Source organism: Microvirga sp. BF8 (assembly GCF_059888585.1).
This window is the reverse complement of sequence record NZ_CM187619.1, coordinates 941726-967073: the sequence shown is the minus strand read 5'-3', so window position 1 is coordinate 967073 and position 25348 is coordinate 941726. Positions and strand designations below refer to the sequence as shown.

Here is a 25348-nt window from a genome sequence, read left to right as displayed (position 1 = left end):
CCGTTGAAAGCCCGTTCGAGGTCGCGATGTTTCCTCTCTCCCACATGCTGAAATCCTTCATCCGCACCGGCACGCTCACGGTGATCGACGCGGACGGAAAGAAGCATGTCTTTGCGGGCACTCCCAGCCCCAAGGTCACCATGCGTCTCACGGACCGGTCGCTCTACCACAAGCTCTTCCTCAACCCGGAGCTTCATGCGGGCGAGGCCTACATGGACGGGCGGATGAGCTTCGAGGATGGCTCCACGATCCGGGACTTCCTGACCCTCTTCTCGCTCAATCGCTCGTCACTCGCGAACTATCCGCTCCAGAACGTGCTGAAGCGGATCTCACGCGGCGTGAAGAGGTTCCAGCAGGCAAATCCGGTGGGCAAGGCCGAGAAGAACGTCGCGCACCACTACGATCTCGGAAACGAGTTCTACAAACTCTTCCTCGACAAGGGGATGCAGTACTCCTGCGCCTATTTCATTCACGATGACGATACGCTCGAGGAAGCGCAGCAGAACAAGCTTCGTCTCATCGCCTCGAAGCTGCAATTGAAGCCCGGCCTGAAGATCCTCGACATCGGCAGCGGCTGGGGCGACCTCGCGCTCTATCTCGCCGCCATGGAAGATGTCGACGTCACCGGCGTGACCCTCTCGAAGGAGCAGCACGCATTGTCGAACGAGAAGGCGCGGCGTGCCGGGCTCGCCCACCGTGTGCGCTTCGAACTGCTGGACTATCGCAAGGTCCAGAACCGCTTCGACCGCATCGTCTCGGTCGGCATGTTCGAGCATGTGGGCGTTCATCATTACGGGGAGTTCTTCGCCAAGATCAACGCGCTTCTCGACGACGACGGGCTCATGGTCCTGCACTCCATCGGCAAGATGAGCCCGCCCGGAACCGCGAGCCCGTGGCTGCGGAAATACATCTTCCCCGGCGCCTATTCCCCTGCCCTCTCCGAAGTGTTCCCGGTCGTCGAGCAGAACAGCCTCTGGGTGACGGATCTCGAGTTCCTGCGTCTTCATTATGCGAAGACGCTGAACCACTGGCACAAGCGCTTCGAGGCCAACCGCGACCGGATCGCCGCCATGTACGACGAGCGCTTCTGCCGGATGTTCGAGTTCTATCTCATCAGCGCGGAGACCATGTTCACCTCGGGCAGCCAGCTCGTCTTCCACATGCAGCTTGCCCGCAGGCGGGATGCGGCGCCGATCGTGCGCGACTACATCACGGATCTCCAGCGCCATTACCGCCTGCAGGAGTCGGAGCGCCTGAAGATCCTGCAGCAGGCGGAGCCGGAGCCGACACCAACCTGAGGAGCCTTCCCGCTCTCAGGTCACGGTCTCGTAATCCTTGTTCTTCAGCCCATCGTGCGAATGGCGGGTCGGCAGCTTGGTCTCAGGCTGCTTCTTGAAGAAGGAGGAAGCCTTCGCGCCCATGGGTCCCTTCGAGATCGTAATGCCGCCGTCCACCGCATAGAGCGCGCCGGTCACAAAGCTCGCCTCGTCGGAGGCCAGGAAGCAGAAGACGTTGGCCACCTCCTCGGGCGTGCCGCGCCGGCCCATGGGGGTGGCCTGCGTGATCATTGACGCCAGCTCGGAATCCATGGGACCTGTGGACTTGTGGGTCCAGGCCGTATCGATGGGTCCGGGGCAGACGCAGTTGGCGCGCACGCCGTAGGCTGCCTGCTCTCCCGCGATGCCACGAATGAAGGAGTGGATGAACGCTTTCGTTCCGCCATACATGGCATTCTTCGGATGTCCGATCATGCCCGCCTCGGAACCGGTGGCGACGATGTTGCCATGGGTCTTCTGGAGATGAGGCAAGGCGAATTTCGTCATCAGAAAGACGGAGCGCACATTGGCGCGCAGGGTCTCGTCGAACTTGTCGATCGGGTAATCCTGCGTTTCCGCGACGGCCAGGAAAACCCCGGCATTGTTGATCAGCACGTCGAGCCGGCCGTAGGCACCGAGGCAGGCCTCCACCGCGGCCTCCGCATGCCGCTCCTCGGCGATATCGCCGAGATAGACCTCCGCGAAGCCGCCGGCACCATTGATGAGTCGCGCCACGTCGTCGACGGGATCATCCGGCAGACCGACAAGCAGGAGCCGCGCCCCCTCCTGGGCAAACTTCAGGGCGATCGCCTCGCCGATGCCGGTGCCTGCACCGGTGATGATCGCGACCTTGTCGAAAAGGCGTCCGGGCATGATCGAGCTCCTGTCGTCACTTGAAGCGTGGCCTTCGCGCAGGCCGTGCGCGAGGCTGGTCGAGGGCACAACGGATCCGCTACCAGCCGGTTCCGGCGCGCCTCCCGTGCGATCCGGAAGCGGTGCATGCCGGCTGGACTCCGTGCGGGACGCCGGAGGCAGAGGCCTGCCGCTTTTTCGGGCGATCTGCCTTCTCCCGCTTTTTCCGGAAATGCGCTAAGCGATGCCCATGCTTGAAGGACTTCACCCCAACCGCCCCACCCATGTCTTCCGGATCACGACCGACGGACGCTCGGCCCGCGCCATGACGGAGCTGATCGGGGAGATTTTCGATCCGGCGGAAACCGCCGTCGCCGCCTTCGAGACGGAGGACGACGGCCCTTGGCTGCTCGAGGCCTATTTCGCCCACGAGCCCGATGAGGCCGCGATCCGCAACCTGCTTCGGCCAATTGTCGGCGCGGAGGCGGACAAGGGCGTTTTTCTCCCTCTGGCCCAGCAGGACTGGGTCAAGGCCTCGCTCGAGGGGCTCAGCCCGGTCCGGGCTGGACGGCTTCTGGTTCACGGCTCCCACGACAGGGCTATGCGCCGGCCCAATGACATTACCATCGAGATCGAGGCTGCCCTGGCCTTCGGCACCGGTCACCATGGCACCACCAAGAGCTGCCTCGTCGCCTTCATGGATGAGCTGAAGAGGCGCAGGCCGCGCCACATCCTTGATGTCGGCACGGGCACAGGGATCCTGGCCTTCGCGGCGGCGAAGATCCTCAAGCGACCTGTGGTGGCGGGAGACATCGATCCCGTTGCCGTCCATGTCGCACGCGAGAATGCGCGCCTGAACGGCATAGGATCCCTGATGAAGCTCTATGTCGGGCCCGGGGTGCGTCACAGCCTGGCGGACAGACCCGGCCATTTCGACCTGATCTTCGCCAATATCCTGGCAAAGCCACTGCGCGTGCTCGCGCCCTCCATCGCCCGTGTCGCGACGCGGGACGGCGTCCTCATCCTGTCAGGCCTTTTGGGACGCGATGTCCCGGGCGTGCTGACGGCCTATGCCGCGCAGGGCTGGCACCTAGAGCGCCGGTACGATCTCGAGGGCTGGGTCGCCCTTGTGATGAAACGGGGCGGCGTTCATCCGCTGCCCCGCTGAAGACGGGGGTTATTCCGCAGCAACGCCGGGATAGCGCTTGAGCATGGCCCGACGGAGCGCAAAGGCATCGTTCCAAACGTCGCGAACGGCCTTGAAAATGACAGCAATCAACATGGTTTTCTCCTCGATCGAAGGTTGAAGGGCAGGAATCGGGCTCAGTTCACGGACGCGGACGCCTGGCCGTAGCGGAAGGCGAGGTCGCCCCTGACGGCATCGTGACGGCGCAGCGCATGCTCCGCCGCGCGGGCGCGACTGGCGATGAGCGCATTGGCGATGCGCTTGGCATAGATTCCGAAGATCGAAGGTACCGCTGCGCTCTGTGCGGCGGGGTAAGTGACAGTGGCCATAGGTTCATCCCCCAGTTTGGTGTGATGACCCTTCGACGTTCCTCGTTATGTCGTTGCTAGATAGGTAGGCGCAGCCAGCCCTGATGAGGAGAGGCGCCGAAGCATGTGAGCCATGAGCCAGATGCAGTTCACAATCGACGATTCTGCTTTGCTAGGCACGGAACGCATAACACGAAGGCAAATCGCCTCACGGAAGGGCAGTCGGGTCGAAGCCGTAGCCTGTCCTGGAACGGGGTCCGGCCGCGCATGACGAATTATTTCTGCGCCGTGCCGACGAGGCCGGTTTCGTTGCGGACGAAAGCGCTCTAGCTTGTCGCCCAACCTCCCCGAGATCGGTTTTCGCATCGTAATGTCACGCTTCCAGAGTTTCGAAGATTCCACATCCCCCGCCCAGGGGCCCAAACGGATCGCAAAGCTGCGCACCGAGCTGTCGCGCCGCGGCTATGACGGCTTTATCGTGCCGCGCGCCGACGAGCACCAGGGCGAATACGTTCCGAAGAGCGCCGAACGGCTGGCCTGGCTGACCGGGTTCACCGGCTCGGCGGGAACGGCTGTCATCCTGCAGGACAAGGCGGCTCTCGTCATTGACGGGCGCTACACGGTGCAGGCGTCGGAGCAGGTGGACACCTCGGTGATCACCCCGGTCCCCATGGCCGAAACCTCGGCCGAGGATTGGATTGCCGCGAACCTTCCGGCGGGCGGGATCCTCGCCTACGATCCGTGGCTGCACACCAATGACGGGCTGAAGCGTCTGGAGCAGGCGGTCGCTCGCGCCGGCGCGAAGCTCGCCCCCGTCGAGATGAACCTGGTCGATGTGATCTGGATCGACCGCCCCTCCCCGCCGCAGGCTCCGGTCATGCCGCACCCGCTGGCCTATGCGGGCGAAACCGCCGCGTCCAAGCTTGCCCGCGTGCGCGCCAAGATGGTGGAAGCCAAGGTGGATGCGCTCGTCATCTCCGACCCGCACAATCTGGCCTGGGCATTCAACCTCCGCGGCGGCGATGTCGGGCACACGCCCCTTCCGCTCGGGTATGCCATCCTTCCGAAGGAGGGGCCGGCGCGGCTGTTCTTCGACCCGGCGAAGGTGACCAACGAAGCCGGCGATGCGGTGGGCGACCTCGCCGACTTCGTGAACATCACCGCCTTTCTCGGTGAGCTGGATGCCCTCGGAACGAATGGCGGCAAGGTCCGGATCGACGCGGCGACCGGGGCGGTCGCGCTGATCCGGCGGATCGAGGAGGCCGGCGGAACGGCCGATGTCGGCGCCGATCCGATCAGCCTCATGAAGGCCGTGAAGAACAAGGCGGAGATCGCCGGCTCGCGCTCCGCCCATCTGCGCGACGGCGTCGCGGTGGCCCGGTTCCTCGCCTGGCTCGATCAGGAGGCTCCCAGGGGCGAGCTGACCGAGATCGATGCCGTCGAGGCGCTCGAGACCTTCCGGGCCGAAACGGGGGCCCTGAAGAACGTGTCCTTCCCGTCGATTTCAGGAGCGGGGCCGAATGCCGCCCTGCCCCATTACCGGGTCACCCGGTCGAGCAACCGGCCTATCGAGAACGACCAGATCTTCCTCATCGACTCTGGCGCGCAGTACGAGGATGGCACGACGGACATCACGCGCACCATCATCGTCGGAAAGCCTACGGCCGAGATGAAGGACCGGTTCACGCGGGTCCTCAAGGGCCACATCGCCATCGCCCGCAGCGTGTTTCCGAAAGGCACGAGCGGAGCCCAGATCGATGCCTTCGCCCGCCTGCCCCTGTGGGAGGCCGGGCTCGATTTCGACCATGGCACCGGCCACGGCATCGGCAGCTATTTGTCCGTGCACGAGGGCCCGCAGCGCATTGCCAAGACCGGCCTGACCGCCCTCGAGGCCGGGATGCTGCTGTCCAACGAACCGGGTTTCTACAAGAAGGGCGAATACGGCATCCGAATCGAGAACCTGATCCTGGTGGAACCCCGCACGATTCCGGGCGGGGACAGAGAGATGCTTGGATTCGAGACGCTCACCTTCACGCCTATCGACCTGCGCCTGGTGGAACCGTCCCTCCTTACCGCCGACGAATTGGCGTGGCTCAACGGCTATCACGCCCAGGTGCGTGAGAAGATCGGCCCGGACCTGGACGACCAGACCCGCGCCTGGCTGGAGCAGGCGACGAAGCCTCTGGCGTAACGTTTCTCGCGCCGCCGCTACAGGAGACCGCGCAGCAGCACCACGGCGGCCACGCCCACGGCAATCGTCGCGAGAAGAGGCAGCCTGAAGGCGACAATCGCCGTGATGGCGGCGGCGATGGCCTCCGCCCATCCCGTGGTCAGGGCAGTCGGCGCGATGACGGCGACAAGCACGGCGGGCGGGATGGCGTCGAAGGCCGCCTTGGCGCGGCCCGTGAGGGCCAGCCGGTCGGCGACCAGGAGACCGGCGACACGGGTGAAATAGGTCACGATGGCCATGGCGAGGATGGCGAGAAGGGTCGTGGGATCGACGCTCATGCCCGCGCCTCCTCTCCGGCCGCGAGATAGGCAGCGGCGATCCCCGCCAATGCGCCCGAGGCGACGTGCCAGGGCGCGCCGATGAAATGATGGACAAGGGCCGCCACCGCCGCGCTGACGGCAACCGTGACCAGGGTCACCCGGCTTCGGCCGAAACCGGCTACCAGTCCGATGAACAGGGCCGTGAAGGCGAAATCCGCCCCGAGGCGGGCCGGGTCGCCGAGGAGCGAGCCGAGCACGGCCCCCAGCGTCGTCGAGATGACCCAGTTCGAGTAGAGAACGGCAGCCATCACGGCCCAATAGGCACCCGTGACGGGGCGCTCGAGGGCACGGCGCTCCGACAGGGCCCAGGATTCATCAGTCAGGAAGAAGAAGGCGACGAACTTTGCAGCACGGCTCATCCGGGCTTTGGGCGAGAGCGACGCCCCCATCAGCACATGCCGCACGTTGATGAGGAAAGTCCCGAATGCGAGGGCGAGGATCGGGGCCGGACTGACCCAGCTCTCGATGGCCGCGAACTGGGCACCGCCGGCGAAGACGAGAGCCGACATCAGCGCCACCTCGGCCGGGCTCAAGCCCTTGGTGACGGCAACGGCACCGAAAAGGAGACCGATCGGGATCGCGGCGATCGCCGCCGGCGCAATGTCGCGCAGGCCGGCCCGCGCGTCCCGCCGATAGGTGAAGTGGTGGGGATTGGCTTGATCCATAGTCATGTCCGTTTTCCAGCCTTATGCCGGAGCGTGATCGAACGGTCTTGGATGAAAGTGCTCTTCAGGCGGCGCGAAAGGCCCCTGGGGTCACGCCCATGCGGGCTTTGAAGACCCGGTTGAGATGGCTCTGATCGAAGAAACCGCAGGTGGCGGCGACTGCTCCCGGTGCCTCTCCCCGCTCGAGAAGACGGCGCGCTGCCCGGAAACGCCGGTCGACGAGATAGGCGTGAGGCGTCAGGCCTGTTTCCTTACGGAAGGCGCGGATGAAGTGACTGCGCGAGAGCCCTGCAATGGCCGCGAGATTCGCCAGTTCCGCTTCCTGCCCGAGATGGCTGTCGAGATAGTCCTTCACCCGGGCGATGCCTTTGGGACCGTAGCGGAGGGGTGCGGCAGCATCGAGATCGGCCCACCGGACGATCAGCCGGGCCAGAAATGCCACTAACCGGGTATCCTGCTCCATCTCCGAGGTCCAGACGTCGTCATGGCAAAGGCAGGCGTGAAGACACGCATGGGCGTTTGCGAGTTCCGGATCCGCCACGACCGCGTGCGGAAACCAGGGGGCGCCGGTCATGGAGCGGCCGGCGACATCCTCCGCGATCTCCTGCATCAGTTCAACGGAGGGGTAGAACGTGCGGTATTCGAAGCCGCCGCCATAAGGCTCCCCGTCATGAATTTCGTCGGGACAGACGATGGCAATGGAGCCCGGGCCGGCGTAGCGCTGCTCGCCGCGATAGAAGAAGGTCTCGCAACCCGAGAGAATCGCCGCGATGGCATAGGTCTCGTGGCTGTGCCTGGCGTAGGCGTGACGGCGGAAAGTCGCACGCAGGCATTCGAGGCCGCGATGCCGCGGGACCCGCCAGAAATGCGTTACGTCGCCCAGGGCGCGCTGGTCAGGATCGAGCGAAAGCTCCGGACTGATGACCGTCATGGCCTACACGATGCCACATCCGCGCCGGCGCGTCTTGTACAGGAGTCTCATGGGCGTCCGACCAGCGCGAACCAGCCGTCCTCGTCCATCACCTGGACGTCGAACTCCTTCGCCTTGTCGAGCTTCGATCCTGCTCCGGGTCCCGCCACGACGATATCGGTCTTCTTGGACACCGAGCCCGACACCTTGGCTCCGAGGCGCTCGGCCATGGCCTTGGCCTCCTCACGGGTCATCTGTTCCAGGGAGCCCGTGAAGACCACCGTCTTGCCCGCAACGGGGGAAGCCGAGGCGGTCGCCTCCATCGGCACTGTCCCGACCTGGGCCAGAAGCGCATCGAGCATATCCTCGTTGTGCTTCTCCCTGAAGAACTCGACGATCGCCTCGGCAACCACGGGGCCGATCCCGCCGATGGCCGTGAGCTCCGCATGGGCGTCGGACGTCGGATCGGCGGCGGCCTTCGCCGTTTCGCGCAAGGCCTCGAAGGAGCCGAAATGGCGTGCGAGCAGGCGGGCCGAGGTTTCGCCGATATGGGGGATGCCGAGAGCGAAGATGAAGCGGTTGAGCGCGATGGTCCGGCGCGCATCGATGGCGGCGAAAAGGTTCTTCGTGCTCGTCGCCCCCCATCCTTCCCGGTTCTCCAGCCTCTGAAGGCTGCGGGCATTCCGCGCTTCCAGGGTGAAGATGTCCTGCGGGCTCCGGATCAGACCCTCCGCATAGAAGTCCTCGATGCGCTGCCCGCCGAGGCCCTCGATGTCGAAGGCGTTGCGCGAGACGAAATGTTTCAGCCGCTCGCGGGCCTGGGCAGGGCAGATGAGGCCGCCCGTACAGCGGCGCACCGAATCCTCCTTGCCCGTGCGAGGGTTGACCTCGCGCACCGCATGGCTGCCGCAGGCGGGGCAGACCGTCGGGAAAACATAGGGCTTCGCGCTCGGCGGGCGCTTGTCGAGCACCACATCGAGCACTTTGGGGATCACGTCGCCGGCGCGCAGCACCACCACCGTGTCGCCGATGCGGATATCGACGCCGTTGCGGATCGGCTGACCGTCGCCATCGATGCCCTTGATGTAATCCTCGTTGTGGAGTGTCGCATTCGAGACGACGACGCCGCCGACCGTCACGGGCTTCAATTTCGCGATGGGATTGAGCGAGCCGGTGCGACCGACATTGATCTCGATATCCTCGAGCACGGTCATGGCCTGCTGCGCGGGGAACTTGTGCGCCAGCGCCCAGCGGGGCGAGCGGGAAACGAATCCGAGGCGGGTCTGGAGCCCCAGGTCGTCGACCTTGTACACGACTCCGTCGATATCATAGCCGAGATTGGCCCGGTCGGTCTCGATGGCGTGGTAATGCTCCAGCAGTTCCTCGACGCTGGAGCACAGGCGCGTCAGCGGATTGGTCTGGAACCCGAAGGACTTCAGGGCCTCGACCATGCCATGCTGCGTCGTTGCCGGCATGGCGCTGACTTCGCCCCAGCCATAGGCGAAGAAGCAAAGGGGACGCGATGCCGTGATCCTGGAATCCAGTTGCCGCAGACTGCCCGCGGCCGCGTTGCGCGGGTTGGCGAAGAGCGGCTTGCCGGCCGCCGCCTGCCGTTCGTTGATCGCGGCGAAGTCCCGATGCGAGAGGTAGACCTCGCCGCGCACCTCGAACACATCGGGGACCCTGGCGCCCTTCAGGGTATGGGGGATGTCATGAACCGTGCGGGCATTGGCTGTCACGTCCTCGCCGACCGCTCCGTCGCCGCGAGTCGCCGCACTGACGAGACGGCCCGCCTCGTAGCGCAGGCTCAGCGACAGGCCATCGATCTTCGGCTCGGCCGTGAAGAGCAGCTTCGACTCGGGCTTGAGCTGCAGGAAGCGGCGGATGCGCTCGACGAACTCGACGACCTCCTCGTCCTCGAAGCCGTTCGCCAGCGACAGCATCGGGACCCGGTGGCGGACCTTGGCGAACTTCTCTGAAGCCTTGGCGCCCACCTTCTGGGTCAGGCTCTCGGTGCTCGTCAGCTCCGGGAACTGCGCCTCGAGAGCCTCGTATCGCTTGCGCAGGGCATCATACTCGGCATCCGAAACCGTTGGCGCATCTTCTTCATAATAACGCCGGTCATGCTCGGCGATCTCGCGTTCAAGGGTCCCGTGCTCGGCCTGAGCCTCGACGAAGCTGAGTTGATCGACGGGTATTTCCGAGGAGGTTTTGTGCCGGGCCATGGATCGAATCGAAAATGAGGAACGGGAAACCATAGCGCTCCCGGCGGGACTCTCCAGAGGAACGCTGGGGATAGCTCGCTCCCTTCCCTCCGGAGCTCCTCTGCCAGGCCGGAGCAGCGGAGCGCTGGGCCCGACCGGAAGGGCCACGCGAAGCCGCATACCCCATGAACACTGGCGTTGGGGAAGAGAGGGCCACGGTTACCCCTGCACCCTCCCGCAACGCTTGGCGGATATGGGGTCCGGGCTCCGCTGACGCGGCCCCGGAATGACGGCTCAGCCGTGTCGACCGAGCGCTAATGCACCGCCGCTTCGAGCAGGCGGGCGGCGGCGGCGCGGGCTTCCTCGGTGATGGTGGCACCGGCGAGCATGCGCGCGATCTCCTCGCGGCGCGGGCCATCGTCCAGCGGGACGACGCGGGTCGCAACCCGATCGGAGCCGCGCACGCCCTCCTTCGCGATGAGAAAATGGCTCTCAGCCCGCGCCGCGACCTGTGGGGCATGGGTGACTGCCATGACCTGAACCCGCTGGGCCAGCCGGGAGAGGCGCTGGCCGATGGCGTCCGCGACCGCGCCGCCGACTCCCGTATCGATCTCGTCGAACACCAGGGTCGGAGCGGATCCCTTGTCGGCAAGCACGACCTTGAGCGCGAGCATGAAGCGGGACAGTTCGCCCCCGGACGCCACCTTCATCAGCGGGCCCGGTTTGGTGCCGGGATTGGTCTGGGCCCAGAACTCGACCCGGTCGAACCCATTGGGATCGCGACTGTCCTCGTCCGTCTGGATCTCCGTGATGAAGCGCGCCCGTTCCAGCTTCAAGGGCGGAAGCTCGGCCTGCACGGCGGCATCGAGCGCCCGGGCGGCCTTGCGCCGGCCCGAAGACAGGATCTTGGCCGCCGCGACATAGGCCCGCTCGGCCTCGTTCAGAACTGCTTCGAGTTCCCCCAGCCGCTCCTCGCCAGCGTCGATGGCCGCCACGTCCTCGACGAAGCGCTGCTGGAGGGCTGCCAGCTCATCGGCCGGAACATCGTATTTGCGGGCGGCGGCGCGCAGGGCGAAGAGACGCTCCTCGGTCTGCTCCAGCTCGCGCGGATCGAACTCCGCGGCGCGGATGGCCTCCTCAAGGGCGGCACGGGCCTCGTCGATGGCGACGAGCGCCGCGTCGAGGGCCTGGACGCTCGGATCCACGAGGGACGGCGCCTGGGCACTGCGTCGCTCCAGCTTGCGCACGGCGGCGGAAAGAACGGGAACAGGCGACGAGGAGCCCGCCACCGCATCGAAGGCTTCGTTGAGGTCCGTCGCGACCTTTTCCGACTGCATCATGACGATGCGTCGCTCCGAGAGGGTTTCCTCCTCGCCGGCCTTCGGTGCGAGCTTGCTCAGTTCCTCGACGGCATGGCGGAGGAAATCGGCCTCCTTGCGCGCCTTCTCGATGCGACCCCGATGCTCCTGCAAGGCCTGCCGGGCATCCCGGACCTGTCTCGCGGCCTCGCCGACCGCCTGGACCTCACCGGACAGATTGCCGAATGCATCGAGGATCGCCCGATGGGTGACCGGGTCGACGAGGGCGCGATCGTCGTGCTGACCGTGTATCTCGACGAGCGCGGAGCCGATGGCCCTCAGGACCTGGACACTGATCGGTTGATCGTTGACGAACGCACGTGTGCGCCCGTCGGCCACCTGGACGCGGCGCAGGATCAGGTCTCCGTCCACGTCGATCTCCGCGGAAGCGGCGATGCGGCGGGCGGGATGGTCCATCGGGCAGTCGAAGACGGCAGTGACCTGACCTTGAGCCTCACCGTGCCGGACGAGGCTTCCATCACCCCGCCCGCCAAGAGCCAATGCAAAAGCATCGAGCAGGATCGACTTGCCTGCTCCGGTTTCGCCCGTGAGGACGCTGAGGCCCTCACGGAAATGGAGCTCGAGCTTGTCGATAAGGACGATGTCGCGAATCGCCAGCTGGATCAGCATGGAAGGTGAGGCTTACCCCGCCCGCTGACCGACCTGGGGAACGCCGCGGAAGGCCTTGCTGATCCACGATTCGGAATTCTCGCGCGGCTCGACGCCGCCCTTGGTCAGCAATGCGTAGGCGTCCTTGTACCAGGGACTGTCAGGGAAGTTGTGTCCGAGAACCGCGGCGGCAGTCTGCGCCTCGGCGACGATGCCCATGGCCATGTAGGCTTCGGCCAGGCGCTCCAGCGCCTCCTCCACGTGACGGGTTGTCTGATAACGCGAGACGACGGTGCGGAAGCGATTGATGGCGCCCGAATAGTTGCGCTTCTGCAGATAGAAGCGACCGACCTCGAGCTCCTTGCCGGCCAGCTGGTCGCTGGCGACCTGGATCTTCTTCTTCGCGTCGGCGACGTATTCCGAAGTCGGATAGCGCTGGATCAGCTCCTGCAACGCGAGGAGCGCCCGCTCCGACTTCTCCTGATCGCGGGTGATGTCCGGGATCTGGTCGTAATAGGAAGACGCCAGCAGATACTGCGCATAGGCCGCATCCGGGGTGGACGGATGCATCTGGAGATAGCGCTTCGCCGCAGTGATGGACTCGTCGTAGAGGCCGCCCTCGTAGTTGGCATAGGCCTCCATGATCAGGCCTTTGCGCGACCAGTCGGAATAGGGATACTGCTTGTCGAGGGTGGAGAACTTCTTGGCCGCCCCCTCGTAATCCTTCTTCTGGATCCGGGCGAGCCCATCGTTGTAGATCTGCTCGGCCGGGACGCTCGCCACGATTTCCGGCTTGTAGGTTTCGCTCTTGTCGAATGGATTGAGCGACGAAAGGGTATCGCAGCCGGCGACGGTCAGGCCGCAGGCCCCGATCACCAGCGCGCGAACGACGCTATCCCTCAATCCTAAATAAGCCTTCGCGAAAGACATGCTTCGCGGTCCTCCGAAAATAGTGCCCGGGTTGTAACGGTGCAAAGGCTCTTTAACCTATGCGCGGGCAAAGAGCCAACCCTATCCGTCAGGCTTTACCCAGTCGGTTTGGGGATGAGGGGCGAAATCATGCGACCAAAAGGCGCCCGCTGCGAATGGGGCGCCCAGGAACGGCCGAAAGCGGGACTTTTAATGGATTTCGGGCGCAAAGGCCGGAACGGCGACGCCGCTGCCAAGCTCCGCGTAACCCGTTTCCCGGCGAGCGCTGCCATCCACGATGGTGTAATTGGAACGGCTCTCGAACAGGGCTTCCAGCACCGAGAAATTCAGCCGGTGGCCGCCGCAATAGGAGCGGTAGGTGCCGAGCAGCGGGAAGCCGGCAAGGGAGAGATCGCCGACCGCATCGAGGATCTTGTGCCGCACAAACTCGTCGCCGTAGCGCAGGCCTTCCGGATTCATCACGCCGTCGTCGCCGATGGCGACCGTGTTCTCGAGCGAGGCCCCCAGAGCGAATCCGGCACTCCAGAGCTTCTCGACGTCATGCATGAAGCCGAAGGTGCGGGCGCGGGAAATATCCTTGCGGAATACCGAAGGAGACAGGTCAATGGCCTTGCGTTGGCGGCCGATCACCGGCGTCGGGAAATCGATCTCGACATCCAGGCGGAAAGCACGCTCGTTGGGAAGCAGTTCGGCGAAGGCCTTGCCCTGAGTGACGCGGACAGGCTTGAGAACCTTCAGGTAGCGGCGGGTGGCCGCCTGCGAGGCCAGGCCGACCTGATCGATGGCGTCGATGAAGGGCGCGGCGCTGCCATCGAGAATCGGGACTTCCGGCCCATCGATCTCGACCAGCACGTTGTCGATGCCAAGGCCCGTGAGAGCAGCCATCAGGTGCTCGATCGTGGCGACGGCGCCGCTATCACGGTCTCCAATCACGGTGCAGAGCTCGGTGGCGGTAACGGCCAGATGACGTGCGTCGATCAGGCGCTCGAGACCCCCAGGCAGGCCGGTGCGCAGGAAAGCGATGCCATGATTCACCTCCGCGGGGTGGAGAACGATCTTGACCTCGTCTCCGGAATGGACGCCGGCGCCAATGAGAGCGACGGCTGCGCGAAGCGTGGTTTGCTGGCTCTGCTTCATCTTTACTCGACCTCGAGCGTCGCGTTCCGGCGGATGATCCGCTTTGGCCTTGAGCGCCCGCTGTTCTTGTTCGTGCCCCGCAGAATTCCTGCGAATCCTGCCTTTAAGATGAAGGGAACATAGGACTCGATGCAGGCTAGGCCAAATCACGCTTTTTTACCGTCTGTTACAACCTCGGCCATTTGTAAGTTATTGAAAAGTAAACAAATTATGAAAAAGCCTCCGGCTGTGTAACAGCCGGAGGCCTGATTTGTTGCCGATCGCTGACGCTAGTTCGCCTGGCGGCGGAGGAAGGCCGGGATTTCCAGCTGGTCGTCTTCCACACTGCGCTGGGCCGCGGGCATCCGGGGCTGTTGCTCAGGATGGCCCTGAGCGGGGCGGTAGCCCTGCGGGCTCGCAGGCCGCTTGGCGTATTCCGCGTGGACCGGCGACATCTGCTGACGGGGCGCCTCGGGAGCCTGGCGTTGCGGAGCGGCCTCCGCGGGCGCGTGGTCGTCCCGGCGGCCAAAGCCGACCGTGGCGAGACGCTGGAGCAGCGACATCCGCTTGGTGTCGTGCGGCGCTTCCTCCCCGCGACTGGCGCGGATCTGGTTCTGCGCCGGAATCGGCAGTTCGTCGATCCGGGGCATCCGGGCCGGGCGCATGGCCCGCTCGGGCTGCGGCGGAATGAAGGCGCCCTGGGCCGCAGGATCCTCGTGATAGGCGGGCTCAGCCACGACCGGGGCCTCGTAGGCCATGGCCTGCTTCGGCTGGGTCGGCGTGAGGACCACATCGTCGCGAACGACCGGCTGGGGAGCCGGCTCGACGACAGGGGTCGCCATGGAGACATAGGCTGGGGTGGCAGCCGGAGCGGCCTCGATCGCAGCGGGAACCGCCTTCACCGTTTCGGCTGGGGCGGCGGCGCGAAAGGTGGGGACGGCCTGGGTCTGGGCGACACGGGCGCGGGCCTCGGCGCGCAGGCGTTCAGCCACTTCCGAGATCCGCTGCTCCGTGGAGGTCAGGTCCACGCCTTCCGCGCCGGCGATCTGATCGATGCCGGTGGCGACCACCGACACGCGGATGATGCCCTCGAGGCTCTCGTCGAAGGTGGCGCCGAGGATGATGTTGGCGTCCTGATCCACCTCTTCGCGGATGCGGGTGGCGGCCTCGTCGAGTTCGTAGAGGGTGAGATCATTGCCACCCGTGATGGAGATCAGCAGGCCGCGTGCCCCCTTCATCGACACGTCGTCGAGGAGCGGGTTGGCGATGGCGGCCTCGGCCGCGCGGATGGCGCGCTTCTCGCCGGAGGATTCGCCCGTGCCCATCATGGCCTTGCCCATGCCGCGCATGACCGAACGCACATCGGCGAAGTCGAGGTTGATGAGACCTTCCTTGACCATCAGATCGGTGATGCAGGCGACGCCCGAGTAGAGCACCTGGTCCGCCATGGCGAAGGCATCGGCGAAGGTCGTCTTCTCGGTGGCGACCCGGAAGAGATTCTGGTTCGGGATGACGATGAGCGTATCGACCGACTGCTGCAGTTCGGTGATGCCGGCCTCCGCCAGACGCATGCGGCGGACACCTTCGAACTGGAACGGCTTCGTGACGACGCCGACGGTCAGGATCCCGAGTTCACGGGCGGCTCGGGCCACCACGGGCGCCGCACCGGTGCCCGTTCCGCCGCCCATGCCTGCGGTGATGAACACCATGTGGGAGCCGGCGAGCTGGTCGCGGATCTCGTCCATCACCTCTTCCGCCGCCGCGCGTCCGACTTCCGGCTGAGAACCGGCGCCGAGACCCTCGGTCACCTGCAGACCCATCTGCACGATACGATCGGCCTTGGACGATGCGAGGGCCTGCGCATCGGTGTTCGCGACCACGAACTCGACGCCCTGGAGCCCGGACTCGATCATGTTGTTCACGGCATTGCCGCCAGCACCGCCGACGCCGAAAACCGTGATGTGTGGCTTGAGTTCCCGGATGTCCGGAGCTTGCAAATTGATTGCCATGACCTGATGCCTCTTTGGCCTTTGTACCGACAGCGTTCGGCCGACGCTTACCCTTGGTTGACTTGAACTCTGGGCGATGGCCGCCGCGCCACCGCCTTACGCGTTAAAAACTATCGCGAATCCACCGGCCCACCCGCGAGATGTAGCCGTCGGTTCCCGTACTCTGAAACAAGCCACTGGAGCGCGGCTCGAAATACTCGATATGCGCTACCTGCGGATAGACCAGCAGGCCGACCACCGCCGAAAAGGCTGGGCCTTTGGCCGCTTCGGGCAGGCCCTTGATGCCGAGCGGGCGCCCGACACGAACCTGACCCTGCAGAATGCGCCGCGCCGTCTCCGGCAGGCCGACAAGCTGGCTCGCGCCGCCCGTCAGCACCACGCGCCGGCCGGCCTGCGCGGCGAATCCCGCCGATTTCAACCGGTCGCGAACGAGTTCGAGGATCTCCTCGACCCGCGGCTTGATGATCCTGACCAGATGCGACTTCGGCAGATGGTTGGGAACATCGCGCTCGTCTTCATCAACCTGCGGAACGGCGATCATGTCGCGGTCGTCCGCGCTCGATGCGATCGCCGACCCATAGAGCGTTTTGAGGCGCTCCGCGGCTGAGACACGCGTCGTCAGCCCGCGGGCGATATCCATGGTCACGTGATGCCCGCCGACAGCGATGGCATCGGCATGCACGAGGTGACCGTTCATGAAAATTCCGACGCTGGTCGTGCCGCCGCCCATATCGACCACGGCGCAGCCCATGTCGGCCTCGTCGTCGACCAGGGCCGACAGACCTGCAGCGTAGGGCGTGGCGATCACCGCCTCGACACCGAGATGGCAGCGCTCGACCGCGAGCATCAGGTTACGCGCCGCGGCAGCTTCTGACGAGACGACGTGGAGATCGACTCCGAGGCGCTCGCCGATCATCCCGGCGGGGTCGACGATATGGCTTTGCGCATCAAGTGAGAAACCCGTCGGCAGAGCATGCAGGACCGCCCTGCCCCGACGCGGATCGTAACTGCTCGCGATATCGAGCACACGGTGGACATCGCCGTCACCGACCGCGCCGCGCACGGGAACATGCGCCTCGAAATGTTCAGAACTCAGCCGCCCACCCGTAAGGTTGACGATGACGGACTGGATCTCGACCTTCGCCATGCGCTCTGCTGCATGGACAGCCTGCCGGATCGATGTCTCGGCGGCTTCGAGATCGACGATCACGCCGCCCTTAAGACCAACGGACCGCTGATGCCCGATTCCGAGAATGCGCGCCACATGGGTACGACTGCGCAGAGATTCGACCTCATCGGCCGGCTTCAGCTCGGCCACGACGCACACCACCTTGCTCGTCCCGATGTCAAGGACGGAGAGAATGGCGCTCTTGCGCGCGGACAGCGGCTTCAGGCGCGGTGTCAGACCATGACCCGACCGACTCATGTTTCGACTCCTTTGCCGCGCACCGGTTTTTTCTTCAGGGCATCGGCGCGGGCCGAAGCCGCCTCTTCCGTCAAACGGACGACGACACGGTCCGCCATCCGCAGATCGATCGCCAGCACGTCCTTCTCGAGAATTTTCTGCTCGCGCTCGAGCTTCACGAGCCTCGCCAGCGCATCGGCAGCTCCGAGTTCAGGCAGGCTCACGTCCAAGCCGTTGTCCATCTTGAGATTCCACCGGCGACCGGCAACGAGAGTCCCGGCGCGGATGCGGCTCTTGAGAGGACCGGCGGCCTCGAGCAGCGCGATATAGTCCTTGCTGCGGGTATTGGCTTGCTCGCCCACCACGAACGGCAAACCGACATAGCGGGCATCCTGCATCAGGTCGATCACGGTGCCGTCGGCGGAGATCACGAACAGTTCGCCCTTGAGCTGCCAGATCGCATCAGGCTCGCGCTCGGTCAGGCCGATGACCAGTTCGTTCGGATAGAGCTTGCGGACAGTTGCGCTCTTGACCATCGGAACGCGCTCGAGGCGCTCGCGCACATTGTTCACATCGAGGAACACCAAAGACAGCTTGGCATCGAGACCGGCAGCGGCGAGAACTTCGGCCTCGCGCATCTGCGACAGGCCGGAAATGGTGATCTGCTCCAGTCCGAGGCCGACGAGGCGCGCCAGGGCGTGATGCGGCTCGCCGTTCTTGCGGATGAAATCGTTGAGGTGACCGCCCTGCCAGAGTCCCGTTACCGCGACGGCCCCGAAGAAACCAAGGGTAAGAACCGTTCCCAGATAGCGCGGGATGCGCCGCTCGATCGGAACACCGGCGGAACGGCGCCTGACGCTCTTGGTGGGACGGAACCGCTTGATGAGACCGATCCGCGGGGCGCCCGCCTTGCGCGGTGCGGCGGCGGTCGCGCGCGCAACCGGGCTGCCGGCCTTGTAGGCCGTCATCGGTTGCAGGTAGCGTCCTCCACCATCCATTGCACAAGCTCGCCAAACGAATAGCCCGCATGGGCTGCCAATTCTGGCACCAAGCTCGTCTCGGTCATGCCGGGTTGCGTGTTGACCTCGAGTACCACGAGTTCCCCGGTCCCCCCGGGAGTATCGTCATACCGTAAGTCGGCGCGGCTGATTCCCCGACAGCCGAGCGCTTGATGCGCCGTTAACGCCAACTCTTGGACCTTTTGGTAAATATTCGGTTTAATTTCTGCCGGGAGGACGTGAATGGAGCCTCCCTTCGCATACTTTGCATCATAGTCGTAGAACACACCCGTGGCGGGCCTGATGTCGATGACCCCGAGGGCCCTGTCGCCCATCACCGCACAGGTGAGTTCGCGCCCCGCAACGTATGATTCGACAAGGACTTTCTCGCCGAAGGCCCAATCCTCCCGGAGGAGTTCCTGGGGCGGATGGCTGCGGTCCTCGCGCACGATAATGACTCCGACCGAGGAGCCTTCGCTGACCGGCTTGATCACGTAGGGCGCCGGCAGAACGTGGCTCCTCGCCGCCTCCAAACGGTTAACAACCTTCCCAAAGGGAACCGGGACGCCGGCCGCCTGCATGACGACCTTCGCGCGGTCCTTATGCATGGCCAGCGCCGACGCGAGGACGCCGGAATGGGTATAGGGGATGCAAAGGATTTCCAGGAGGCCCTGGATCGTCCCGTCCTCGCCGCCCCGGCCATGGAGCGCGTTGAAGACGACCTCGGGAGCGGTTGCCTCGAGCACGGTGGCAATGTCGGGCTGGACGTCGATGGGCGTCACCCTGTAGCCGCGCTCCTCGAGCGCCTTGGCGCAAGCGCGGCCCGAGGCCAGGCTGACCTCTCGTTCCGCTGACCAACCGCCATAGAGAACGGCAACGTGTTTGCTCATGATATGCTCTCCATGGACCGTCGATGACGGCGTGGTCGGGTGTGATTCGGGTCGGATGTCAGGGCCGTCCGACGCGCTTGATTTCCCATTCGAGCTCGATGCCGGAAGCCTGGCGGACGCGCTTGCGCACCTCTTCGCCGAGAGCCTCGATATCGGCGGCCGAAGCGGATCCGTGGTTGATCAGGAAGTTGCAGTGCATTTCCGACACCTGGGCATCGCCGATGCGAAGGCCCCGGCACCCGGCGGCGTCGATCAGCTCCCAGGCCTTGTGCCCTTCCGGATTCTTGAAGGTGGAACCGCCCGTGCGGGTATTGACCGGCTGCGTCGAGGATCGCGCTTCCGTGATCGTATTCATCTCGGCCAGAATTGCGGTGGAGTCGCCGGGACGGCCCTGAAAAAGCGCCTGTGTGAAGACCACGTCGTCGGGCACGGCCGAATGTCGATAGGTGAAGCCCATGTCGGCGTTGGAGCAGACGATCCGCACGCCGGCGCGCGTCACGCCTCGCGCTTCGACGAGAACATCCTTCGTTTCGCCGCCATAGGCACCGCCATTCATGCGCAGCGCGCCGCCGATGGTGCCGGGAATGCCGCGCAGGAACGAGAGGCCGGCGATGCCTGCTTCCGCCGCAGCCCGCGCCACCTTCACGTCGGGCGCAGCCGCGCCGGCGCGGATCCTATACCCGTCCTCGACGGCGATGTCGGAGAAGCCCTTGCCGAGACGGATCACGACACCTTCCCAGCCGTTGTCCCGGATGAGCAGATTGGAGCCGAGACCGACCACGAGAATGGGGATCTGCCGATCGAGTCCAGCGAGGAAATAGGCGAGATCGTCCTCGTCGGCGGGCGTGAACAGAACCTGTGCGGGCCCGCCCGTGCGGAACCAGGACAGGGGCGCGGTCGGCGCGTTCGCTTCGAGCTTGCCGCGCAGATTCGGCATCCGCGCCTTCAGTTCGGCCGTCAGGTCACGAAACATCAGGCTGCCTTTTCGCCGAGCGCCTCGAGCTCCCCGGGCAGGGCATAGGCCCATTGGGTGATGTTGCCCGCCCCGAGGCAGATCACATAATCTCCGGGCTTGGCGATGCCCTTGATCAGCCCTGCCAGATCCTCGGATTTCTCGAGAGCCATCACGTTGCGGTGGCCGCGCGCCTTGAGTCCGGAAACGAGCCCGTCCCGATCAGCTCCGGGAATCGGCTGCTCGCCCGCCGCATAGACCGGCGCAACGATCACGGCGTCGGCGTCGTTGAAGCAGGTGCAGAATTGATCGAACAGGGACGAGAGCCGGGTATAGCGGTGCGGCTGCACGACGGCGATCACCTGACCGTCCGTCGACGAACGCGCGGCCTTGAGCACCGCTGCGATTTCGATGGGATGGTGTCCGTAATCGTCGAAGACCGTCACGCCGTTCCACTCGCCCGTTCGGGTGAAACGACGCTTCACGCCGCCGAAGCCGGCGAGCGCCTTGCGGATGGCATCGGGCGAAACGCCGAGTTCGTGCGCCACGGCAATCGCCGCGGTGGCGTTCAGCGCGTTGTGCGCACCCGGCATGGGCAGGACGAGATCCTCGAGCTCGAGGCGGAAGCCCGGACGGCGGTCTCGGATCATGACGCGGAACCGACTCTGCCCTCCCCGCGTATCCACGTCCATGAGCCGCACATCGGCCTGCGGATTCTCTCCGTAGGTGATGATGCGTCGATCTTCGATGCGGCCGACCAGATCCTGCACGGTGGGGTGGTCGATGCACATCACCGCAAAGCCGTAGAATGGGATCGAGTCGATGAAGGAGCGGAATGCATCCTTGATGGCGTCGTAGCTTCCGAAATGGTCGAGATGCTCGGCATCGATATTGGTGACGATTGCCACGTCCGCGGGCAGCTTGAGGAATGTGCCGTCGGATTCGTCCGCCTCCACAACCATCCACTGGCCCTCGCCCATGCGGGCATTGGTGCCATAGGCATTGATGATGCCGCCATTGATGACGGTCGGATCGAGACCGCCCGCATCGAGCAGGGTGGCGACGAGCGATGTGGTCGTGGTCTTGCCGTGGGTGCCGGCCACTGCGACGCAGGACTTGAACCGCATCAGCTCCGCCAGCATTTCGGCGCGGCGGACCACGGGCAGGCGTTTCTCTCGTGCAGTGGTGAGTTCGGGATTGTCGCGCTTGATCGCCGTAGAAACAACGACGATCTCAGCCCCGTCCACGTTCTCCGCCTTGTGACCGATAAAGGTCTTGATGCCCTTCTCGGCGAGGCGCTTGACGTTATAGTTGTCAGAGGCGTCCGAGCCCTGCACGGTGTAACCGAGATTGTGCATGACTTCGGCGATGCCCGACATGCCAATGCCGCCGATGCCGATGAAGTGAATGGGTCCGAGTTTCGGCGGCAGCTTCATGAGGTTTTTCCGTTCTTGTTCGAAGAGGCGAGATGGGACACGGCCTGAGCCAGGCGCTCGGCCGCGTCTGTGATGCTGGCGCTATGTGCGGCAGCAGCCGCCCGCGTCAAGCGGTCCGGCTCCTGCAGAAGCGTCCCGATTTCCTGCGCCAGCCGCTCAGGAGTGAAGGCTGGTTGTGGAAGAACGATGGCAGCACCCAGATCGCCCAGGGTTTTGGCATTGGCCGCCTGATCCTGGTCGAGAGCGCCCGGCAGGGGGACGAGAATCGATGGCCGGCCGATGGCGGCGAGTTCGGCGACGGTCGATGCGCCGGACCGGGCAACGACGAGGTGGGCATCTGCCATCCTTCCTGGCAGGTCCTTGAAGAAAGGTTCCGCCTCGAACGGAACCCCGAGGCGTGAATAATGCGCCCGGACCCGCTCCAGGTCCTCTCCCCGTGCCTGCTGGCAGACCTCGATCCGCGATCGCAGGGCGGGTGGAAGAAGTTCGAGAGCGGGCGGAACGACGTCACTCATCACCCGCGCACCCTGGCTGCCGCCGACGACGAGCAACCGAAGCCTCCCGCCGTCGACCGGCGCCAGATAGCTCTTCCGCGACGCTTCGAGAACGGCGGGCCGGATCGGGTTGCCGGTATGGATCCTGGTCCCTGGAACGCCCGCGGGAACGCCCTGGGCGGCCGCGAACCCCGTCGCGATCACCGATGCGCGCCGGGCCAGGAGCCGGTTCGCTCGCCCCATGACGGCATTGGCCTCGTGGATGACCGTAGGCACGCCCAGGAACGACGCCGCCATGACCGGGGGAACCGTCGGGTACCCACCAAAGCCCACCACGACCGCCGGCTTCATGCGGCGGATGGTCCGGATCGCGGCGAGCGTCCCGCGCCCGAGAGTCAACGCAGCCTTCGCCATCTGGAGGGGAGACCGTCCGGACGGCGTTGCGGATGGCACCTCCACGATCTCGTCAGCCGGGAACGATCCGGCATAGGCATTGGCGCGCTTGTCAGTCGCCAGTGCGATCCGCGCGCCCGATGCCTTCAGGGCGTTGGCGAGAGCCTCGGCCGGAAAGAGATGCCCTCCCGTACCGCCTGCGGTGAGAAGGATCAGGGGACCCGTCATGAGCGCGGCGAATCCTGGAAGAAATCCATCGTCTCGGCACGCGGACGGCGGCGTGTGAGGGCGACAAGGAAACCCATGCTGAGCGCCAGCGACAGGAGCGACGATCCGCCATAGGAGATGAACGGCAGCGTCATGCCCTTGGCGGGCATGAGGTGGACATTGACCATCATGTTGATGGCCGCCTGGAGGCCGAACATCATGATGAGGCCGGTCGCCGCAAGGCGGCAGAACGTATCCTCGTTGCGGCGGGCGAGCGTCAGGCCGCGCAGAACGATGAAGGCGAAGAGCATCAGCAGACCGATGCACACGACGATGCCGAACTCCTCCGCCGTGACGGCGAAGATGAAGTCGGTATGGGCGTCCGGCAGGATGCGCTTCACGGATCCTTCACCCGGCCCACGCCCGAGCCAGCCGCCGCGGGCGAAGGATTCCATGGCCATGTCGACCTGGAACGTATCGCCGGAGGACTTGTCCATGAAGCGCTCGATTCGGGCGCGCACGTGCGGCAGGAACTCGTAGGCCGCCACGATGCCGATCAGGCCTGCACCGCCCAGACCCATGACCCAGAACCAGTGTAGGCCGGCTACGAAGAACAGGCCGCACCATACGATGGTGATGAGCATCGTCTGGCCGAAATCCGGCTGGAGGATCAGCGGCACGATGGTGGCGGGAAGGATGAGGAAGGCAAGTAGCGCGCCAGGCATGTCCTTGCGCCGGGCACCTTCCGAAAAGGCCCAGGCCGCCAGGATGACAAAGGCCGGCTTCACGAATTCCGAAGGCTGAATGCCGAGCGGCCCGATCATGATCCAGCGATGGGCGCCTTTGATCTCCGGCCCGAACTGAAAGGCCAGGAGGATCAGACCCATCCCTGCGAAATAGATCAGCAGGGCAAGGCGGCGGACATGGCGCAGGGACAGGAAGGAGACGGGAAGAAGAATGGCGAGGGCGGGGATCAGGAAGAGGACCTGCCGATTCACGAAATGGAATGTCGACAACCCGAGGCGCTCAGCCACAGGAGGTCCGCCGGCCATGAGAAAGACAAGGCCCGTCAGCGCAAGGATCGCCAGGGAGGCCAGCAGCACCCGGTCGACGGTCCACCACCAATCGCCGAAGGCCGAACGTTCCGCGCGTGACACCATGATCGTCAGGCTCCCATCGTCGGGTTGATGCCGGGCAGGTTTCTGACAAGGGCGCGGAAATGATCCCCGCGCACCTCGTAGTTCGGATATTGATCATACGAGGCGCAAGCCGGTGACAGCAGCACGACCGGCGCCGTATCCATGATAGCCGCATCCTGCGCTGCCTGCTCGACCGCACGGTCGAGCGTGCTTGCGCGCATGTAAGCGACCTCGTCGCCAAGTGTCCCGGCGAATTCGTCCGATGCCGCTCCGATGAGGTAGGCTTTCTTGATCTTCGAAAAGTACGGCCGCAGGGACGCGATTCCGCCCTCTTTCGGTTTGCCGCCCAGAATCCAGAGGATGTTGTCAAAGGATTTGAGCGCCTTCTCGGTGGAATCTGCGTTCGTCGCTTTCGAATCGTTGATGAACAGCGTCGAACCAAGCCGGCCGATCTCCTCCATCCGATGGGGCAGTCCGGGAAAGGTGCCGAGGCCCGATCTGATTTTGTCCGCTGGGATATTCATCGCCGTGGCAACGGCGATGGCTGCCGCCGCATTTTGAGCGTTGTGCGCGCCGCGCAGGGAATGAATGCCCGTAAGATCCGCCACCTGCTCCGGGCCCGAAGAGGTTGCATGGAACAGCGTCGCACCGTCGGCGAAGAAGCCTTTCCCATGCAAGGGACCAGTTGAAACGGGCGTCACATCGATGCCTTTCGCCTCGCAGGCGTCGGCAATCTCACGGCTCAGGTCATCGTCGACGCCGACGATGGCATGCCGGGCCTTCGCCACCAACCTTTCCTTGATGGCGGCATAGTCTTCCATCGTCCCATGCCGGTCGAGGTGATCGGGCGAGATATTGAGGAGGATGCCGATGGTCGGCGCCAGAGAAGGCGTGAGGTCGATCTGGAACGACGAACACTCGACGACATGAACCCGATCGTCCGAGGGCGGGTCGAGCGAGAGGATCGCGGTGCCGATATTGCCGCCCATCTGCACGTCGTGTCCGGCCTCGCGCAGGATATGCGCGATAAGCGCCGTCGTCGTGGACTTGCCGTTGGTGCCGGTGATGGCGATGAACGGAGCGTTTGGCGCCACCGTTGCCCGTTCGCGGCAGAACAGCTCGATATCGCCGATGATTTCGACGCCGGCTTCCTTCGCCAGCACCGCGGACCAGTGCGGCGCAGGATGGGTCAGGGGAACGCCGGGCGAAAGGATGAGCGACGAAATCCGGGACCAGTCGAGCGTCCGCAGATCACCGGTCTCGATGTCCCTTGCCTGCGCCTCCGCTATCTTCGCCGGATTGTCGTCGCAGGCGATGACATGAGCGCCGCCCTCCTTCAAGGCGAGCGCCGTCGCCAGCCCGGACCCGCCGAGACCAAAGAGCGCAACTGTTTTTCCGGCGAAGGAGGTGACGGGCGTCAT

21 protein-coding genes are annotated in these 25348 nt (G+C 64.9%); 3 read left to right on the top strand and 18 right to left on the bottom strand.

The genetic code is table 11. The features are described from left to right. The first annotated feature begins 26 nt into the window (after positions 1–26). Positions 27–1298: a class I SAM-dependent methyltransferase gene (locus tag AC522E_RS04560; protein ID WP_500749205.1), complete on the top strand. Its 1272-nt coding sequence runs from the start codon at positions 27–29 to the stop codon at positions 1296–1298. A 15-nt stretch (positions 1299–1313) separates the two neighbouring features. Here the strand turns inward: AC522E_RS04560 and AC522E_RS04555 are convergent, their stop codons facing one another. Next, on the bottom strand, positions 1314–2189 hold the full coding sequence (locus AC522E_RS04555) for an SDR family NAD(P)-dependent oxidoreductase (RefSeq protein ID WP_500749204.1): 876 nt from the start codon (positions 2187–2189) through the stop codon (positions 1314–1316). 229 nt (positions 2190–2418) lie between these two features. Here AC522E_RS04555 and AC522E_RS04550 point away from each other — a divergent pair, with 229 nt between their 5' ends. Next, on the top strand, positions 2419–3336 hold the full coding sequence (locus AC522E_RS04550; protein ID WP_500749203.1) for a 50S ribosomal protein L11 methyltransferase: 918 nt from the start codon (positions 2419–2421) through the stop codon (positions 3334–3336). Positions 3337–3491: 155 nt separating this feature from the next. On the opposite strand, the gene AC522E_RS04545 is transcribed toward AC522E_RS04550, so the two are convergent. Beyond that, complete coding sequence (locus AC522E_RS04545) at positions 3492–3683, bottom strand: hypothetical protein (RefSeq protein WP_500749202.1); 192 nt, start codon at positions 3681–3683, stop codon at positions 3492–3494. Between the two features lie 349 nt (positions 3684–4032). Between AC522E_RS04545 and AC522E_RS04540 the strand changes: the two genes are divergently transcribed. Continuing rightward, complete coding sequence (locus tag AC522E_RS04540) at positions 4033–5853, top strand: aminopeptidase P family protein (RefSeq protein ID WP_500750587.1); 1821 nt, start codon at positions 4033–4035, stop codon at positions 5851–5853. 17 nt (positions 5854–5870) lie between these two features. Here the strand turns inward: AC522E_RS04540 and AC522E_RS04535 are convergent, their stop codons facing one another. The 16 genes from AC522E_RS04535 to murD all read right to left on the bottom strand — a co-directional run bounded on the left by AC522E_RS04535 (position 5871) and on the right by murD (position 25348). Beyond that, entirely contained in the window at positions 5871–6170 is a 300-nt protein-coding gene (locus tag AC522E_RS04535) for an AzlD family protein (RefSeq protein WP_500749201.1), read from the bottom strand. Further along, positions 6167–6883, bottom strand: coding sequence for an AzlC family ABC transporter permease (locus AC522E_RS04530; RefSeq protein ID WP_500749200.1), 717 nt, complete (start codon positions 6881–6883; stop codon positions 6167–6169). Before AC522E_RS04530 ends, AC522E_RS04535 begins: the two co-directional genes overlap by 4 nt. Before the next feature lie 58 nt (positions 6884–6941). Beyond that, complete coding sequence (locus tag AC522E_RS04525; RefSeq protein WP_500749199.1) at positions 6942–7808, bottom strand: AraC family transcriptional regulator; 867 nt, start codon at positions 7806–7808, stop codon at positions 6942–6944. Positions 7809–7855: 47 nt separating this feature from the next. Then, entirely contained in the window at positions 7856–10012 is a 2157-nt protein-coding gene (gene ligA, locus AC522E_RS04520) for an NAD-dependent DNA ligase LigA (RefSeq protein WP_500749198.1), read from the bottom strand. 293 nt (positions 10013–10305) lie between these two features. Continuing rightward, positions 10306–11979 (bottom strand): DNA repair protein RecN, encoded by a 1674-nt coding sequence (gene recN, locus AC522E_RS04515; protein WP_500749197.1) that lies wholly within the window; start codon positions 11977–11979, stop codon positions 10306–10308. A gap of 12 nt (positions 11980–11991) precedes the next feature. Beyond that, the gene (locus tag AC522E_RS04510; RefSeq protein ID WP_500749196.1) at positions 11992–12888 is read right to left on the bottom strand and encodes an outer membrane protein assembly factor BamD; all 897 of its coding nucleotides are present in this window, start codon (positions 12886–12888) and stop codon (positions 11992–11994) included. A 189-nt stretch (positions 12889–13077) separates the two neighbouring features. Then, positions 13078–14025, bottom strand: a complete 948-nt coding sequence (lpxC, locus tag AC522E_RS04505; RefSeq protein WP_500749195.1) for a UDP-3-O-acyl-N-acetylglucosamine deacetylase — start codon at positions 14023–14025, stop codon at positions 13078–13080. Positions 14026–14294: 269 nt separating this feature from the next. Beyond that, on the bottom strand, positions 14295–16013 hold the full coding sequence (ftsZ, locus tag AC522E_RS04500) for a cell division protein FtsZ (RefSeq protein ID WP_500749194.1): 1719 nt from the start codon (positions 16011–16013) through the stop codon (positions 14295–14297). Positions 16014–16116: 103 nt separating this feature from the next. Further along, entirely contained in the window at positions 16117–17439 is a 1323-nt protein-coding gene (gene ftsA, locus AC522E_RS04495; protein WP_500749193.1) for a cell division protein FtsA, read from the bottom strand. Continuing rightward, positions 17436–18416: a cell division protein FtsQ/DivIB gene (locus AC522E_RS04490; protein ID WP_500749192.1), complete on the bottom strand. Its 981-nt coding sequence runs from the start codon at positions 18414–18416 to the stop codon at positions 17436–17438. Before AC522E_RS04490 ends, ftsA begins: the two co-directional genes overlap by 4 nt. Continuing rightward, complete coding sequence (locus AC522E_RS04485) at positions 18383–19306, bottom strand: D-alanine--D-alanine ligase (RefSeq protein ID WP_500749191.1); 924 nt, start codon at positions 19304–19306, stop codon at positions 18383–18385. Before AC522E_RS04485 ends, AC522E_RS04490 begins: the two co-directional genes overlap by 34 nt. Before the next feature lie 58 nt (positions 19307–19364). Beyond that, entirely contained in the window at positions 19365–20282 is a 918-nt protein-coding gene (gene murB, locus AC522E_RS04480; protein WP_500750586.1) for a UDP-N-acetylmuramate dehydrogenase, read from the bottom strand. Next, positions 20279–21694 carry a UDP-N-acetylmuramate--L-alanine ligase gene (gene murC / locus AC522E_RS04475; RefSeq protein WP_500749190.1) on the bottom strand — a complete coding sequence of 472 codons (1416 nt, stop codon included), beginning with the start codon at positions 21692–21694 and terminating at the stop codon, positions 20279–20281. The genes murB and murC overlap by 4 nt, the downstream gene beginning before the upstream one ends. Beyond that, positions 21691–22809, bottom strand: coding sequence for an undecaprenyldiphospho-muramoylpentapeptide beta-N-acetylglucosaminyltransferase (gene murG, locus AC522E_RS04470; protein WP_500749189.1), 1119 nt, complete (start codon positions 22807–22809; stop codon positions 21691–21693). Before murG ends, murC begins: the two co-directional genes overlap by 4 nt. Further along, entirely contained in the window at positions 22806–23948 is a 1143-nt protein-coding gene (locus AC522E_RS04465) for an FtsW/RodA/SpoVE family cell cycle protein (RefSeq protein ID WP_500749188.1), read from the bottom strand. The genes murG and AC522E_RS04465 overlap by 4 nt, the downstream gene beginning before the upstream one ends. Before the next feature lie 5 nt (positions 23949–23953). Further along, positions 23954–25348 carry a UDP-N-acetylmuramoyl-L-alanine--D-glutamate ligase gene (gene murD, locus AC522E_RS04460; protein WP_500749187.1) on the bottom strand — a complete coding sequence of 465 codons (1395 nt, stop codon included), beginning with the start codon at positions 25346–25348 and terminating at the stop codon, positions 23954–23956.